This is a genomic window from Robertmurraya sp. FSL R5-0851, assembly GCF_038002965.1.
Lineage (GTDB): Bacteria > Bacillota > Bacilli > Bacillales > Cytobacillaceae > Robertmurraya_A > Robertmurraya_A beringensis.
In genome coordinates this window covers 323,155-338,647 of sequence record NZ_JBBOOE010000001.1, presented here as the reverse complement: position 1 = coordinate 338,647, position 15,493 = coordinate 323,155, and the positions used below count along the sequence as shown (strand labels likewise).

The following is a 15,493-nucleotide window of genomic DNA, read 5'->3' as shown; positions in this document are numbered from 1 at the left end:
ACGCATTCATGTTTTTCAAAAAAACGTCATAATAAAAGGGGTTGACTACAAGTAGCCAACCCTAAATCCTATTCAGTTAAGAACATAAAGTATAATACGAAGATAACAAAGAATACATACATCACTGGGTGAATTTCTTTTGTACGCCCTTTTACCATCATCGTAATTGGGTAGAAAATGAATCCAGCTGCGATACCTGTTGCAATGCTATACGTTAGTGGCATAGCAATGATGGTTAAGAAAGATGGTACAGCAATCTCAAAACGATTCCACTCAATTTTTCCTAAAGAAGATACCATGAGTACCCCTACAATAATTAGAGCCGGCGCAGTTACAGGTGATGTAACAACCGATAATACTGGGAAGAAAAATAATGATAATAGGAAAAATCCTGCTGTTACAAGTGCCGCAAAACCTGTTCTTGCTCCTGAAGCTACCCCTGCAGATGATTCAATATAAGAAGTCGTTGTTGACGTTCCAAAAATCGAACCTAGTAATGAAGCAATAGAATCTGCAAACAGTGCTCTTCCTGCATTAGGAAGTTTATTTTCTTTCATTAGTCCCGCTTGGTTTGCAACGGCTACAAGCGTTCCTGCGTTATCAAAGAAGTCAACGAATAAGAAAGTTAATATGATTCCAAGCATCGTTGCAGTGTAGAAAGATGGATCACCAAACGCTGAGAATAGAGAACCGAATGTTGGTTCAAGACTTGGTACAGGACCAACAACCGTTTCAGGTGCATCAATTAAGTTAAAGATCATACCAACGATAACCATAATAATCATTCCGAAGAATACGGCTCCGTTAATACCTCTTGTCATCATGATCACTGTGATTAGAAGACCAAAAATAGCAAGTAGTGTATTTCCAGCGGTTAAATCACCAAGTCCAACCAATGTTGCCTCATTATTTACGATAATGCCTGCATTTTTTAAACCAATAAAAGTAATGAACAATCCGATACCAGCACCCACTGCGTGCTTTAATTCTACCGGAATCGCGTTAATGATTTTTTCACGTAACCCTGAGATGGTTAATAATAAGAAGAACACACTTGAAATAAATACTGCTGCTAATGCATGTTGCCATGGGGCTCCATGTGTTAAGACAACTGAGTAAGCAAAGAATGCATTCAGACCCATACCAGGTGCTAATGCAATCGGGAACTTACCTATGAGTCCCATAATGATTGACCCTACTGCTGCTGCTAATGCTGTAGCGACAAAGACCGCTCCATAATCCATACGCATCGTATCAGGAAGATCCGGTACATCTGCTAGTGTCAACGTAAGTGGGTTGACTACTAAAATATATGCCATTGCTAGGAAGGTAGTTAATCCACCCATAAACTCGCGACGATAGTTCGTTCCAAGCTCTTCAAATTGAAAGTATTTTTTCATTTCTTTCTTTTCCTCCATTTTTAGAAAAATAAAAACGCTCCAACAACGAGGAGCGCCTGACAACAAAGATTCGCGAAATAAAGGCCAAGAAAGAGCCCATTTATCACTCACCTCGTAGTCAAGCTATTTACGGTAGCTCGGTAGAAACTTCTGGGCCATATCCCCAAGATTATACGACGAAAAACGACATTTATTAGTACTTTTTCATCATACCAAGGTCTCGGATTTTCGTCAATATAAAAACGAACATTTTTTCAAATGTCCGTTTTATTGTTCGTATTTTGTTAGATTTTATTCCCACTCAATTGTTGCTGGTGGCTTACTTGTGATATCATAGACGACTCGGTTTACATGGCTAACTTCGTTAACAATACGAGTAGAAATGATTTCTAATACTTCCCACGGAATTCTTGCCCAGTCAGAAGTCATCCCATCAATAGAAGTAACCGCACGAATACCGATCGTATAATCATACGTACGAGCATCTCCCATTACACCTACTGAACGAATGTCAGGTAGGACAGTGAAGTATTGCCAAATATCACGATCCAGTCCAGCCTTCTTAATTTCCGCACGTAAAATCGCATCCGATTCACGAACGATTTCAAGCTTATCATCAGAAATTTCTCCAAGCACACGAATGCCAAGTCCTGGTCCTGGGAAAGGTTGACGCCAAACAACTTCATCAGAAATTCCAAGTTCCGTACCAAGCGCACGTACTTCATCCTTGAATAGTGTGCTAAGTGGCTCAATTAATGTGAATTGCATGTCTTCAGGAAGACCACCCACATTGTGATGTGACTTAATCGTTTGAGCTGTAGCCGTACCACTTTCAATAATATCAGTATATAGTGTACCCTGTGCTAGGAAATCAATTCCCTCAAGTTTTGCCGCTTCATCATCAAACACATAAATAAACTCATTACCGATGATTTTACGCTTTTGTTCTGGGTCACTTACTCCAGCCAACTTCCCTAAGAAGCGCTCCTTCGCATCCACCTTAATCACGTTCATGTTAAAGCCTTCTGCAAAAGTTTTCATTACACTTTCAGCTTCCCCTTTACGAAGTAAGCCGTGGTCAACGAAGATACATGTTAATTGGTCACCAATTGCTTTATGAATAAGTACCGCTACAACGGATGAATCCACCCCACCACTTAGTGCACAAAGAACTTTTTTGTCCCCCACTTGCTGGCGGATTTTTTCCATTTCAACTTCGATAAAGTTTTCCATCGACCAGTTTCCAGCACATTCACAAACACCGAATACGAAATTCTTTAACAGCTCATTTCCATAAACAGAGTGGCGAACCTCTGGATGGAATTGTACCCCGTATAACTTACGATCCGCATCACTCATAGAAGAAATCGGACAAGACGGACTAACTGCATCGACTGTAAAGCCTGGAGGAGCTTCTACTACTAAATCTCCATGGCTCATCCAAACGATTTGCTCCTGTGGAAGGTCAGCAAATAATTTCGAATTGTTTTCAATTTGAATAGCCGCTTTTCCATACTCACGGTGCTTTGCTGGCTCCACTTTCCCATTAAAATGAGTTGTCATTAGCTGCATGCCATAACAAATTCCTAGGATTGGCAAGCCAAGTTCAAAAATCTTCTCATCGCAACGGAATGATCCTTCATCGTACACGCTGTTTGGACCACCAGATAAAATAATCCCCTTTGGATTCATTTGACGGATTTCATCTGCAGTAATCGTATGCGGGTGCAGTTCACTATACACACCAAATTCACGAATCCTTCTAGTAATCAACTGATTGTACTGACTTCCAAAGTCCAATACAACGATCATTTCCTGACCTGATAAACCTACCTTTTCAGACATTCAATTCACCTCATAATTATTATTCCAAATAAAAAAGCTAGAATTCTTCCCCCAAAAAAAATTTTGAAGGCAGAATTCTAGCTTGATATCTCTAACAACCATAGAAAGCTCCGCCTTCATAGTCAAATCATTTACGGCGATTTGGTAGAGACTCTCGAACCATATTTTCGAGGATATATGAAGAGATACATTTTTATAATATTAGAGATTATTGTAACAACATGTCGTTTTATCGGTCAAGCAATTGTCTTTTTAATTAAATTTTCCCACAATTCTCGCGTTCGGTCCCAGCTTCCTTCTTCAAGCGTCCCTTTGTACACATATCTCTCGTATAGAGAAGTAAGTGTCCCCATATCTTTCGAGGAAAAGAAGTAATCAACATACTCGGCGTAGTCTCGGAGTGTTTGATGTTCCTTTCTCTTAATCCCATATCGATCGAGCTGCTTCAACAAGGCCAAATAGGCTCTTTGGAAGTCATCATCTTTTTTCCTGAACCTAAAAATGAGAACCAGTACATATGGAAGCCATTTTAACCTTAGTTTATAGGCAATGTAGGCAACTAGTCCCATCACACTCAAAGTGATCAGTCCCCGTTTCCAGTGTTTAACAAAACCTGCCTCCATTTTAGACCATAATTCCTTCCAAGAAAAAGAGCTTTCAGTGGAAGCTGCTTCTTCAGGAGCTTCTTCTGGTCTTTCTACTTCAGGCTGTTCCTCCGTTTCAGGTGTCTCTACCTCCGTTGAGTTCTCAGTGGTTGAATCAAAATTTAGTTGAACATTACTTGAAAAACCTTGCGTAGGCTCAAAAGGAACCCAACCTACCTCAGGAAAATATACCTCAACCCACGAGTGCGCATTGTTATTGGTAATCGTATAGCCTCGTTTCCCTGATACCGTTGGCCCTTGATACTCCCCTTCTGTATATCCCTTAACCCAGCGAGAAGGAATACCTACTGAGCGTAATAAAACAACCATGGAGGTGGAATAATTATCACAATATCCTCTTAGCGTTTCAAATAAAAACTGATCCACGTAATCCTCATCCGCCCCTGGTACAGCCACATCAATCTGATCATACGTAAATCCGTTCTGCCCAAAATATCTTTCTACTGCTCTAGCTTTATCAAACCATGTTTCTTGTTCACCTGTAATTTCAAGCGCCAAGTCCTTCACTCGTTGCGGCAATGTTTCAGGAAGTTGCGTATATTGATAGATAAACTCTGGACTTAACCCAGCTTCCTCTAAGCTCTTGGTCGCCTTCATTGCCGTTACACTATATCTCGGAATATCGTATGAGACAGTGTATTCTTCCAACGGCGCTGTTCGATCAGCTTCTAAAGTATATACCTTTTCGAGTCCTTCATTGACCCGGAAAGAGTAGCTTACATTCTCGGTACTAACAGATTTCAACCCTAACGGATAAATAATATGAGGATAACTTCGAACAGAAGATACATTTGCTGTTAGCTCCTTTACCTCTAATCCTTCCTGATTAAAGGAGCTAATTGGGAACACATCATTTTGAGTGAATGGAACTGGATCATCAAAGCTCGATACCTCCCAGCCCTTTCCCGTATAAATATCCTTTGTTTCTACTCTCCAGTAATGCCTTTGGTCCACTTCCGTCTCGTAAACAACGGTATCATCTCCAATAAACGGACCTCCTAGACTCGTATCATCGGTACCATAACCTACCCTTTGTCCACCCGCTCCTCCTCCACTATCTTCTGAATAGGAAGTCAGGTACGGAACAGGATCCGGCCAAATCGGTTCCGCTTTTGGCCCACCGAAACCTAGGGCCACACTGGCTCCAATCATTAATAATAGAGGGAGCCCCCACTTACCTTTGGAGGATACCCCCTTCACAATAGCTTCTCTCTCAACCAAACGGTGAAATGTTAACATTCCCATCACTGCAAAACCAACAACTACAGTTCGAACAATCGCACCGTCTGCTTCGTAAGGGGTAAACGTGTCTAATACGGTAATGTAAACAAGCGTCATAAAAAAGAAAATAAACATTTGTCTACGAATAATCAGCCAATAGTGGATCAAATAAGCCATAAGCCAAAGCAAAATAAAGAACAGAAGGCTTCTAAATTCAAAGGTTAGCGCATTCCATTCCATCTGGAACGAATAACTGATATTGAGGATCAAATCATCCCAAAACTGTGAGAACCATGATAATTGAAAAAATGACCCTTCAAAATAATAGCGATGAATAAAATAAAGGATATAAACGACCTTCAACAGTGCTCCTAATAACATCTGAACCTTCGTAAAGGAAATCACTAAGCATAACAACAAAAACCCGAGAAAGATATAAACATTTCCTGTATCGGTTAATTCGTCAACTGGCCGTAACCACTCCCACAGTAATAAAAACCCAAGCAAGTAAAGAAAGAGAGTGGTCGTCGTTTCTTTTTTCTTATTCCCTTTTATCATTACCTGCTCACCTCCGAAAACACCTCAGAAAAATGCCCTGCATGAACAAGCACCACTCGAACGCCTCTAGCATTTGCGGAACTTTTCAAAGAAATTTCTAACGGATTCAAGGACTCTCCTTGGTTTTTCACCAAATAGAGGGTCACTGCTCCTTTTTTCACAGAGAAAAAGCTTGCTTTTTCAATTAGTGGCTTGGTTAGTTGAGAAGTCACCAGCATAAAGGAGACGGTTTGGTTTCCAAGAAAGCTTTCTCCCCCAAGTACTCTATCTAAGGGTACTTGACTCTCTGCTTTAATTTTAGCCAGATGATAAAAAAGGCTCTGTTGATGATCTTCCCCACTACGGACAGGAAAGAATTGGCGATCCTTACCCAAGGTTAATAGCCCCACCTGTGCTCCTTTTCGAAGAATTCCCTTTACTAAAGATGCCGTAAAGGAAACCACCGTCTCAAACCCTGCGGATGGTACACAGTCCATAATCAGGCAAATATCATGTGATTGACGCTGTTCAAATTCCTTCGTCATAAGATCATTCCGCTTCGCACTTGCTTTCCAATTGATCCAAGAGAACTTATCTCCCGGCTGGTATTCTCGGAGACCAATCGCCATCGTCGTATCTCTCTGCACTCGTTCTTTGGAAGCGGTCATCCCTTGGTCAAACTGGTTTTCATGCGGACGATAGACCAGCTCCTCTATTTGAGGATAAACAATGAACCGATCCGTTAAGTCAAAGTCTACTTCTCTCTCTATTAAACCTAAAGGATCTCCAAGCTTCAGGCGAACACTCTGAAAAATATGTTCCCCTCGAGGTAACTGTGGAATCTCGTATTCAAATGTAAACTGCTTTTTAAAGCCCGGGAATAAAAGCAGTTTTGCGTTTTGATTGCCACGAAGTTGTTCACTTAATAGATCCTCTGCAACCAGGTAAAACAGTGGAAAAGCATTGGTTCTCGTCAAATGAATTTTCACCTTTAAGGTTTCGCCTGCACTGTATTCAAATCTAGAAAACTCTCTACTAACCTGAAACTTTCGAGTAGAGTAGGCGGCCAAAAAAAGAGCGTACAAAGCAAACGGGACAAAGCTATAAAATAAAAACCAGCTAACAAATCCACCTTGGAACATGGCATACGAAAACGTGACAGCGATTAGAAACAGCAAAATGATCAGTTTCCAAATATGTTGTATCGATAGAAAAATTTGTCTCATTACTTCACAAGCCTTTTCACAGGAACAGGAACTCTTTCCACCACTCGTGACATAACATCCTCCGCCGTAATTCCTTCAAACTTCGCCTCTGACTTGAGGATAATCCGGTGCGCAAGTACATATGGCGCTAAATACTGGACATCATCAGGTAACACATAATCGCGATTATGCATAAATGCATACGCCTGTGCGGCCTTCATTAACCCGATCGATCCACGCGGACTCGCACCTAAGTACACACTGCTATGCGTTCGTGTGCGATGAGAAATATCCACGATATAGCGCTTGATCGTATCATCTACCACTACATTTTGTATTTCTTCCTGAAGCTGTCTTAATTCCTCTAGGTCGATAACAGGCTGTAATTCCGAAATGGGTGATCTCTTTTCCGCTCGAGCCAGAACTTCCATCTCCTCTTCTAACTCTGGGTATCCCATTCTCATTTTTAAAAGAAATCGGTCAAGCTGAGCCTCAGGAAGCGGATACGTGCCTTCGTACTCGATTGGATTTTGCGTCGCCATAACAAAAAATGGCCGTTCAAGCTTATGTGTCACGCCATCAATAGTGACACTACTTTCTTCCATTCCCTCTAACAGAGCCGATTGCGTCTTTGGACTCGTTCGGTTAATCTCATCGGCAAGAATGATATTCCCCATAATCGGACCTGGTCGGAATTGAAATTCCAATTCTTTTGGATTATATATCGATACCCCTGTCACATCGGATGGAAGAAGGTCCGGAGTAAACTGAATCCGACGAAATTCTGCGCTCACAGACTTCGCCAACGCACGGACCATCATCGTTTTCCCGACACCTGGCACATCCTCTAGCAGTACATGTCCTTCAGCTAGTAATGCTACTAGACTTAACTCCGCAACATTTCTTTTCCCAATCATTACTTTTTCTATATTTTGAAGAATTCGGTTTATCACTGGATTCATTTGACTCACTCCTATAACAACCTCCTGTTAATAGCAAAAATTTCATACCTTCTACATATATTCGAGATATATTTGTCAATTTCCTGTAAAAAACGAATATTATTGATCAATCCCGCCTTTTTTAATAGACGTTTATCCTATGACAGAAGTTTCAACCCTACACCATTTGGAAAATATTGATAAAATCGTAGAGTAAAAAGTTTGTCAAAAAAATATAACAATTTTATAAGGCATTTTTCTATGAAATCCTTTACAATATAGATGTGTAGCTCTTTGCATTTTTTTATCGTTTGGTGCAAACGTTTGCGCATTTAAAATATTTTGAGGTGATTACATGAAAAGATTATTTAGCATCGATCCATGGAAGATCGTTGAAACAACCGTAAACAAAGAAGACTTTCGACTAGCAGAAAGTATGATGAGCCTTGGAAATGGTCATATGGGAATGCGCGGAAACTTTGAGGAAACATATACAGGAGACTTTCACCGCGGCTCCTACATCGCAGGAGTTTGGTTTCCAGACAAAACAAGGGTTGGCTGGTGGAAAAATGGCTATCCTCACTATTTTGGAAAGGTAATTAACTCCATCAACTACATCGGCATCCGAGTAGCGATCGACGGAGAAGAAATGGATTGTTACGAAAACCAGGTCACAAGCTATTATCGAGAGCTCGACATGCAGCACGGCGTGTTAACCCGTCGCTTTACTATCAATCAAAACGGCAAGGAAACCGATGTAGAGGTCGTTCGTTTCCTATCGATTAGCCATCCAGAGCTTGCTGTCATCAAGTATCAGGTAACCCCGAAAAATTATTCCGGGAATGTAACGTTCACCCCTTACTTAGATGGAGATGTGAGAAATGAAGACTCCAACTATGACGAAGATTTCTGGTTGGAAGTGGAACGAGGCGTTAGTCACAGCAACGGTCATCTAGTCATGAAAACGAAGGATAATCCGTTTGGCACTCCTACCTTCCATGTCGCAGCTAGTATGCGTCTTGTAGTGGAGGGAGAAATTTTGTCTCATTCTACAGCTGAGCGTGAAGAATATGTTGAAAATACGATTTCTGTTCAAGCTTTAGAAAATACACCTGTCTCATTGATCAAATATGTCGCTGTCACAACTGACAGAGATTATGAAGTGGCACAGTTGATAACGAAGGCAGAGGAAGTACTTACCCATTCGGATGAATTAGGCTATGATTCCCTTCTCCAAGAACATAAAGAAGCTTGGCTTAAGCGTTGGAGCATTGCGGATGTTGAAATCAATGGAGATGACGAAGCACAGCAAGGCATCCGATTCAATTTGTTCCAGTTGTTCAGTACCTACTACGGTGAAGATGCACGTTTGAATATCGGACCAAAAGGATTTACGGGAGAAAAATATGGCGGCGCCACGTATTGGGATACCGAAGCATACGCTTTACCACTCTATTTATCTACTGCAAATCCAGAGGTAGCTCGTAATCTATTAGTATATCGTCACAACCAACTGGATGGTGCTTATCATAACGCCCAGCAGCAAGGTCTAAACGGCGCCCTCTACCCGATGGTTACGTTCAACGGAATTGAGAGTCATAACGAATGGGAAATCACGTTTGAGGAAATTCACCGTAATGGTGCCATCGCCTACGCCATCTACAATTATGTCAATTACACAGGTGACAAAGACTATTGGAACGAATATGGCATAGACGTACTTACAGGTATTTCTAGATTTTGGGCAGATCGTGTTCACTACAATAAAAAGAAAAATGTCTACATGATGCATGGCGTAACCGGTCCAAATGAGTATGAAAATAACGTAAACAATAACTGGTACACCAATACGATTGCTCGTTGGACCCTTCGATATACATTAGAAGTCATTGATGCACTTAAAGCGAGTGGTCATGAAACACGTGTATCCGATCTTCAAATCACAGAAGATGAAATGGCCAAATGGCAGGAGATCATCGATAAAATGTATCTTCCATATGATGAAGAACTGGATGTATTCATTCAACATGACACGTTCCTTGATAAAGACTTAAAAACGGTAGACGAGTTGGCACCGGAAGATCGTCCACTAAATCAAAAATGGTCATGGGATAAAATCTTGAGAAGCTGCTTCATCAAACAAGCAGACGTTCTTCAAGGCTTGTATTTCTTAAATCACGAGTACACTTACGAAGAAAAGGAAAGAAACTTTAACTTCTATGAGCCAATGACCGTTCATGAATCGTCTCTTTCTCCTTCCGTCCATGCCATTCTAGGCGCAGAGCTTGGAAAAGAGGAAAAGGCTTACGAGATGTACCATCGTACCGCGCGTCTAGATTTAGATAACTACAACAATGACACAGAGGACGGTCTTCATATTACTAGTATGACGGGCGCTTGGCTTGCGATCGTTCAAGGCTTCGCAGGAATGAGAACTGCCCATGAAACTCTTTCATTTGCACCATTCGTTCCAAAATCATGGTCTTCTTATTCCTTCAAAATCGTGTATCGTAACCATCTCTTAACGATCCATGTGTCAAAAGATGGTGTGACGATTGCACAAGAAGGACCAGAATTATTCATGAAGCTTTATGGCGAGGAACTAGTGCTACCAGAAAACGGAACAACGACCGTTACTCTTAAAAAATAAGGACATGAGGGGCTTGCCCCTTTTTTATAGGGAGAGATCTTATGAAATTAGATGCGTTTATTTTTGACCTTGACGGAGTAATCACCGACACTGCTGAGTATCACTTTTTAGCTTGGCAAGCCCTTGCTGGTGATATAGGGATTACCTTTACCCGTGAAGATAACGAGCTGTTAAAAGGCATCTCACGAATGGAATCATTAGAGAAAATCCTTGAGATTGGTGGACGATCTGGTGATTTTTCAGCAGAAGAGAAAGAAGTGCTTGCTTCAAAAAAGAACGACCATTATTTATCGCTCATTACAAAAATTAGCCCGTCTGATATCCTGCCTGGAATCAAAGAATTACTAGTTGCGATTAAAGCAAACGGACTAAAGCTAGGGCTAGCTTCAGCAAGTAAAAATGCCTTTACCGTTATGGAATCACTTGGTCTGAAAAATAACTTTGACGTCATCGTTGACGCCAAAACGGTTATAAACGGAAAGCCGCACCCAGAAGTGTTTTTAACAGCGGCTAAACTACTGGGAGTTGAGCCTGAATCTTGCATTGGAGTCGAGGATGCCGTTGCAGGTGTGGAAGCCATTAAGGCAGCGAATATGTTTGCTGTTGCGATCGGACCTAAGGAATCCTTTCCTTTAGCAGATGTGGTCTATAGCGAGACAGGAGCGCTTTCTTTTGAGAAGGTTAAGGAGCTTTTTGAAAAAGAAAACGGTGATTTTGAGTAGGAAATTGAGTGTTTTTAATAAAGTGGCTTACATTTTTCTAGTCTTGCTCAGATCACCCCTCTAGACATACTAAAAGGCAGGTTGCCCCAACAGCAACCTGCCTTCTCTATTACTTCTTGTTTTTCTTTAGTACGTCAACAGTAGTTGCTTTGCTTTCATTTCCAGCAGCATCTGTTGCGGTTACGGATAATTCATTTTTGTGTTTTTGCTTTGTTACTGTTACTGATAATTTTCCTTTACTATCAGCGACAACCGTACCAAGCTCCTTGTCACCCATCCTCACTTTCACCGTGGCTCCTGCTTCAGTTGTTCCAGTAACCACGGTGTCATTATGAATGACTGAATTCACTTTTGGTGCATTAGGAGCTGTTACATCTAGAACCGTCACTACTGCGGCCTCACTCTCATTACCAGCCGCATCTGTCGCCTTTACTGAGACTTGTGTACCAGCTGTTAACTTTGAAATGACAATGCTAAAACTTCCATTTTCTGATGAAGCTGTTCCCGTTCCAATCACCGTTCCATCAGCAGACACTTCAACAACCGCACCTGCTTCTGTCGTTCCTGTGACCTCAACCGATTGGTCCGTAACATCGTTCACAACAGGAGCATCTGGTGCCACACGATCAGACACCTCTTGAACGATTCTCCCTTCAACTACCGGTGAAACAGGACTGTATTTTTCCAGATAGGAAGTAAATACTTCAAAGTCAACAATGTATAACTCAGCGATACGACCTTCATCCTTCGCTGTTTTAAACATCGTGTAACCATCTCCACCATCAGCAGTGAACGCATTTGTCGCAACACGGTATGTTTGATCCAACTGCAGCTCTTCATACCCATTAGCCGTCATCGCTTCCACATACCACACTCGCTCACCAATTGGCTTAGCAACGTCATATTTGAATTTCAGACCGGCTACTTGCATGAATGCACCCGCACCAGGTGCACTCACACTGTGCTCTAAGGCAGCGAGGATTTCTTCTCCGGTTAAATCAAGTGTAACTAGGTTGTTTCCGAACGGTAATACCGTTAATACTTCACCAAGAGTAATATCACCGGTATCAATGGAAGCACGAATTCCCCCACCATTTTGCATCGCAATATACGTTGGAATGAATTCATTCGCTTTTGCTACCATTCCATCTGTAATTAAGTTTCCTAAGTTGGTTTCCTTGCTGCGCACATCATCACGTACCCCATTTAACGCAACAGATGTGCTACCGACTACCTGCTTTTGAAGCTCAGTTAAAGGCACTTTGTACTCTTCTACCTTTGCCTTCGCTGCAGCATCTTCATCATAACCGCTTAACGCTTTTAATTCGCCAGCGTAATCCGCGACCACACCATTTTCATCAAAAGTGACATCAAGCACACCAAGGTATTTCAAATATTCATTGGCTTGAACGATTAACGTTGGCTCTTCTTTTTCAATAACAACTGGTTCAGTTAGCGTGGTATGAGAATGCCCACCAACAATGACGTCAATTCCATCCACTTTACCAGCTAGCTTAACATCTGGCTGATAACCTAAATGCGAAAGCGCAATAATCTTATCTACACCTTGTGCTTCAAGCATATCCACTGTTTCATTTGCTTTTTCAACCGCATCTTCAAATACAACATTATCACCAGGATTGGCTAGGAATGCCGTATCTTCCGTTGTTAATCCAAAAATACCCACTTCTTCCCCATCCACTTGTTTAATAATCGCTGGGAAAATCTCACCTTGTTCATTCGTTCCACCAATTGAATCATTGAACAATGGCCCGAGTTCAGAATCATTTGTCATGTTCACGTTAGAAGACACGATTGGGAACTCCGCTTGCTTGATAAAGTTCGCTAAAGTTGCTGAATCCTTATCAAATTCATGATTTCCAAGAGTCATAGCATCAAAGCCCAATTGATTCATAAAATACAAGTCAGCTAAACCTAGATATTGCCTAAAATACAAGGTTCCTGAGAACACATCCCCTGCATTCAGCAATAAGCTATTTTCCTTTTGAGCACGCAGCTCATTCACTGCAGTAATAAGTCGTGGGAATTGCTCCACATACGCATGTGTATCATTCGTGTGAAGAAGTGACAAGGTGAACGGCCCTTCTTCTACCGCTAAATCTAATTGTGCCACTAGTGCGTCATGATCACTAGCACGTCCATGCTCTTCCATATATGGAGAGTTAAAGTTCACGATATCAAGTTCTGCTGCTGCAGCTAAATTATTGGATACTAAAATATGATCAAGAACCTGTGCATTTCCTTGGTAGTTGTATGTGTATCTCTCATTTGCAGGTAACGTTTCAACTAAGTTTGTTAAAACATCGCCTTTTAAAGCGGAAAGTGGTGCTGAGAATTCAAAATCGTTCAAGTCTCCTAAAACGACTACATTCGCATCCTCATTTTTTTCTTTGATGTCAGAGACAAAGCCATTAACGATGTTTGCAATTTCCACACGTTGCGCTTCACTTTCAAGGTAAGGTGGTTGATTTTTCCCGAATAATGGTTCGTCTCCACCTTTTGAGTTGAAATGATTGTTGATGACAATTACTTCTTCACCTTGGAAAGTAAACTCAGCGGCAAGTGGTTTACGGCTACTATTGAATGCCGAATTTGTTGGGTCAATACGACCCGGGTTTAATGTTAGGGAGCCGTCTTCGTATCCAACCGCTGTTGTCGCATCTCCCTTTGGTGCCTCGTTTAGAGTCACTCGGTCAGGGTTATAAAGATATCCTACGCGGATGTTTCCACCAGGAACTCCACCGTCCTTACCGTTTTCAGGAGCGATTTCTGTCCATGCGTACGTTGGACCGCCAAATCCAGCAATCGCATCGCTTAGTGCTTTGTAGTTCGCGTCTGCTTTGACCACACCGTTATTGGTTTCTCCGCTTTCATCAAGTACCTCAACTAAGCCGATAATATCTGGTGAACCTAGGTTGTCTACCATCGACCTTGCTAGCTTATCTCGCTTCACTGTGTCTGAAGCAACGAAATTCTCGATGTTATAAGCTGCAACTGTTAATTTATCTTCCTCTTCTTGAATCGTAGTTACTTCATTTATTCTTTCACTTTCTACTAGTTCTGGAAGATCAGCTGCTTTTGTGAGAATCTTAAAGTTACTAAAGGTATAGCTCACCACTCCTGTGACAGTTCCGTCAAAAGAGTCACCCGCTTTTGTGACATAACTGCGATCATCAAGCTGAAGAAGCATTTTTTCAGGATTTTGATTCTCTTTTGGTAAAAGAGGAATGCCTTCCTTGGTATACGCTTTTCCTTCCACTTGACCCGTAATGATAGGAACTTCTCCATATTTCTGCGGACCAGTTACGGATGGGTTTTCAATAGACACGAGCATGCCTTCAAGACTCTCATAAAAATCAATGCCATCTTCAGCTGGATCGAACGTTTCAAATTTGTCATTATCGATGACAGATGATGGTGGAATAACGTCCTTACCGATGACGATCGGAGCAGGAAGTTCATTACCACTAGAAACTTTCGTAATCTTTCCTGATTGAGCGTTAATTTCTGTCATTGCTAAGTCCGTTTCTAGCTTTTCTGCGTATCCATCCAGAACCCACTCTTTAACAAGACCAGAAACGGTTACACTATCGCCGACAGCAACACCATGAGATGGCTTGTAGACTAGTAATCCTTCTGCTGTATTTGGGTTGTCATCTGGATTTGGATCCTGAATATAGAAATTACTACCGTCTACAACGTAAGTTACTACGCCCGGTACATCTACTACATTTTTATCTTTATATGGTGAAGTATGAGATTGACCTTGGATGTCGCGAATTTTTAAGCCTTTTTCGCCTGTTACAGGGTCTTCCTCATCTGGAGGTGGAGTTGTGCCGTCGAATGAGATGGCTGAAGGTGACTTTAAACCTGGAACTGAAAAGTATAACTCCAGTGAACCAGTGATAACTACCTTTTCCCCAATAATTGAGGGATTAGTAAGCAATCCAAATGTTGGACGATACGATGATGTAAGCTGAACTGGCAATATTTTTGTAGCATCTCTTTCATCAGGGCTATCTGCAATAGCAAAATTCAAATCATCTTTAAAAGGCGCCTCAAAATCATATGTAGCCTTTCCACCGCTGCCACTTATTGTATAACCTACAATATACCCAGCAACTGTTGCTGTCCCCGTATTATTCGCAATCGCCTCCGCAACCGTAATCGGTTCAGCCGCTTGTGCCCGATATGGGAGAACCATGCTAATTAACATGACAATCATGGTTGTTACTGCAAAAAGCTGTTTCCTAAGCCTCTTCAAGTGTGTTCCTCCTCTAAATCTC

Annotated in this window: 8 protein-coding genes and 2 riboswitches; of the genes, 2 read left to right on the top strand and 6 right to left on the bottom strand. The window is 41.5% G+C overall.

What is annotated here, in order from left to right; translation table 11 throughout:
* Positions 1 to 68: 68 nt before the first annotated feature.
* The 5 genes from MKX65_RS01825 to MKX65_RS01805 form a co-directional block, all read right to left on the bottom strand.
* The gene (locus MKX65_RS01825; protein ID WP_340902003.1) at positions 69 to 1,400 is read right to left on the bottom strand and encodes an NCS2 family permease; all 1,332 of its coding nucleotides are present in this window, start codon (positions 1,398 to 1,400) and stop codon (positions 69 to 71) included.
* Between the two features lie 95 nt (positions 1,401 to 1,495).
* Positions 1,496 to 1,597: riboswitch (purine riboswitch) on the bottom strand.
* 94 nt (positions 1,598 to 1,691) lie between these two features.
* On the bottom strand, positions 1,692 to 3,245 hold the full coding sequence (guaA, locus tag MKX65_RS01820; protein WP_340902001.1) for a glutamine-hydrolyzing GMP synthase: 1,554 nt from the start codon (positions 3,243 to 3,245) through the stop codon (positions 1,692 to 1,694).
* Between the two features lie 99 nt (positions 3,246 to 3,344).
* Positions 3,345 to 3,446: riboswitch (purine riboswitch) on the bottom strand.
* A 35-nt stretch (positions 3,447 to 3,481) separates the two neighbouring features.
* On the bottom strand, positions 3,482 to 5,689 hold the full coding sequence (locus MKX65_RS01815; RefSeq protein WP_340901999.1) for a DUF4129 domain-containing transglutaminase family protein: 2,208 nt from the start codon (positions 5,687 to 5,689) through the stop codon (positions 3,482 to 3,484).
* A complete protein-coding gene (locus tag MKX65_RS01810) occupies positions 5,689 to 6,894 on the bottom strand; it encodes a DUF58 domain-containing protein (RefSeq protein WP_340901997.1) in 1,206 nt (401 codons plus the stop codon). Before MKX65_RS01810 ends, MKX65_RS01815 begins: the two co-directional genes overlap by 1 nt.
* Positions 6,894 to 7,835, bottom strand: coding sequence for an AAA family ATPase (locus MKX65_RS01805; protein WP_377058841.1), 942 nt, complete (start codon positions 7,833 to 7,835; stop codon positions 6,894 to 6,896). The genes MKX65_RS01810 and MKX65_RS01805 overlap by 1 nt, the downstream gene beginning before the upstream one ends.
* A 334-nt stretch (positions 7,836 to 8,169) precedes the next feature.
* On the opposite strand from MKX65_RS01805, the gene MKX65_RS01800 reads away from it, so the two are divergent.
* A complete protein-coding gene (locus MKX65_RS01800; RefSeq protein WP_340901996.1) occupies positions 8,170 to 10,464 on the top strand; it encodes a glycoside hydrolase family 65 protein in 2,295 nt (764 codons plus the stop codon).
* 41 nt (positions 10,465 to 10,505) lie between these two features.
* On the top strand, positions 10,506 to 11,186 hold the full coding sequence (pgmB, locus tag MKX65_RS01795; protein ID WP_340901994.1) for a beta-phosphoglucomutase: 681 nt from the start codon (positions 10,506 to 10,508) through the stop codon (positions 11,184 to 11,186).
* A gap of 109 nt (positions 11,187 to 11,295) precedes the next feature.
* Here pgmB and MKX65_RS01790 read toward each other — a convergent pair whose 3' ends face one another.
* A complete protein-coding gene (locus MKX65_RS01790; protein ID WP_340901993.1) occupies positions 11,296 to 15,471 on the bottom strand; it encodes a 5'-nucleotidase C-terminal domain-containing protein in 4,176 nt (1,391 codons plus the stop codon).
* Positions 15,472 to 15,493 lie beyond the last annotated feature (22 nt).

Coding starts and splice junctions, on each gene's coding strand:
- pgmB (WP_340901994.1), top strand. CDS start 10,506: ATGAAATTAGATGCGTTTATTTTTGACCTTGACGGAGTAATCACCGAC.
- MKX65_RS01800 (WP_340901996.1), top strand. CDS start 8,170: ATGAAAAGATTATTTAGCATCGATCCATGGAAGATCGTTGAAACAACC.
- guaA (WP_340902001.1), bottom strand. CDS start 3,245: ATGTCTGAAAAGGTAGGTTTATCAGGTCAGGAAATGATCGTTGTATTG.
- MKX65_RS01825 (WP_340902003.1), bottom strand. CDS start 1,400: ATGAAAAAATACTTTCAATTTGAAGAGCTTGGAACGAACTATCGTCGC.
- MKX65_RS01805 (WP_377058841.1), bottom strand. CDS start 7,835: ATGAATCCAGTGATAAACCGAATTCTTCAAAATATAGAAAAAGTAATG.
- MKX65_RS01815 (WP_340901999.1), bottom strand. CDS start 5,689: ATGATAAAAGGGAATAAGAAAAAAGAAACGACGACCACTCTCTTTCTT.
- MKX65_RS01810 (WP_340901997.1), bottom strand. CDS start 6,894: ATGAGACAAATTTTTCTATCGATACAACATATTTGGAAACTGATCATT.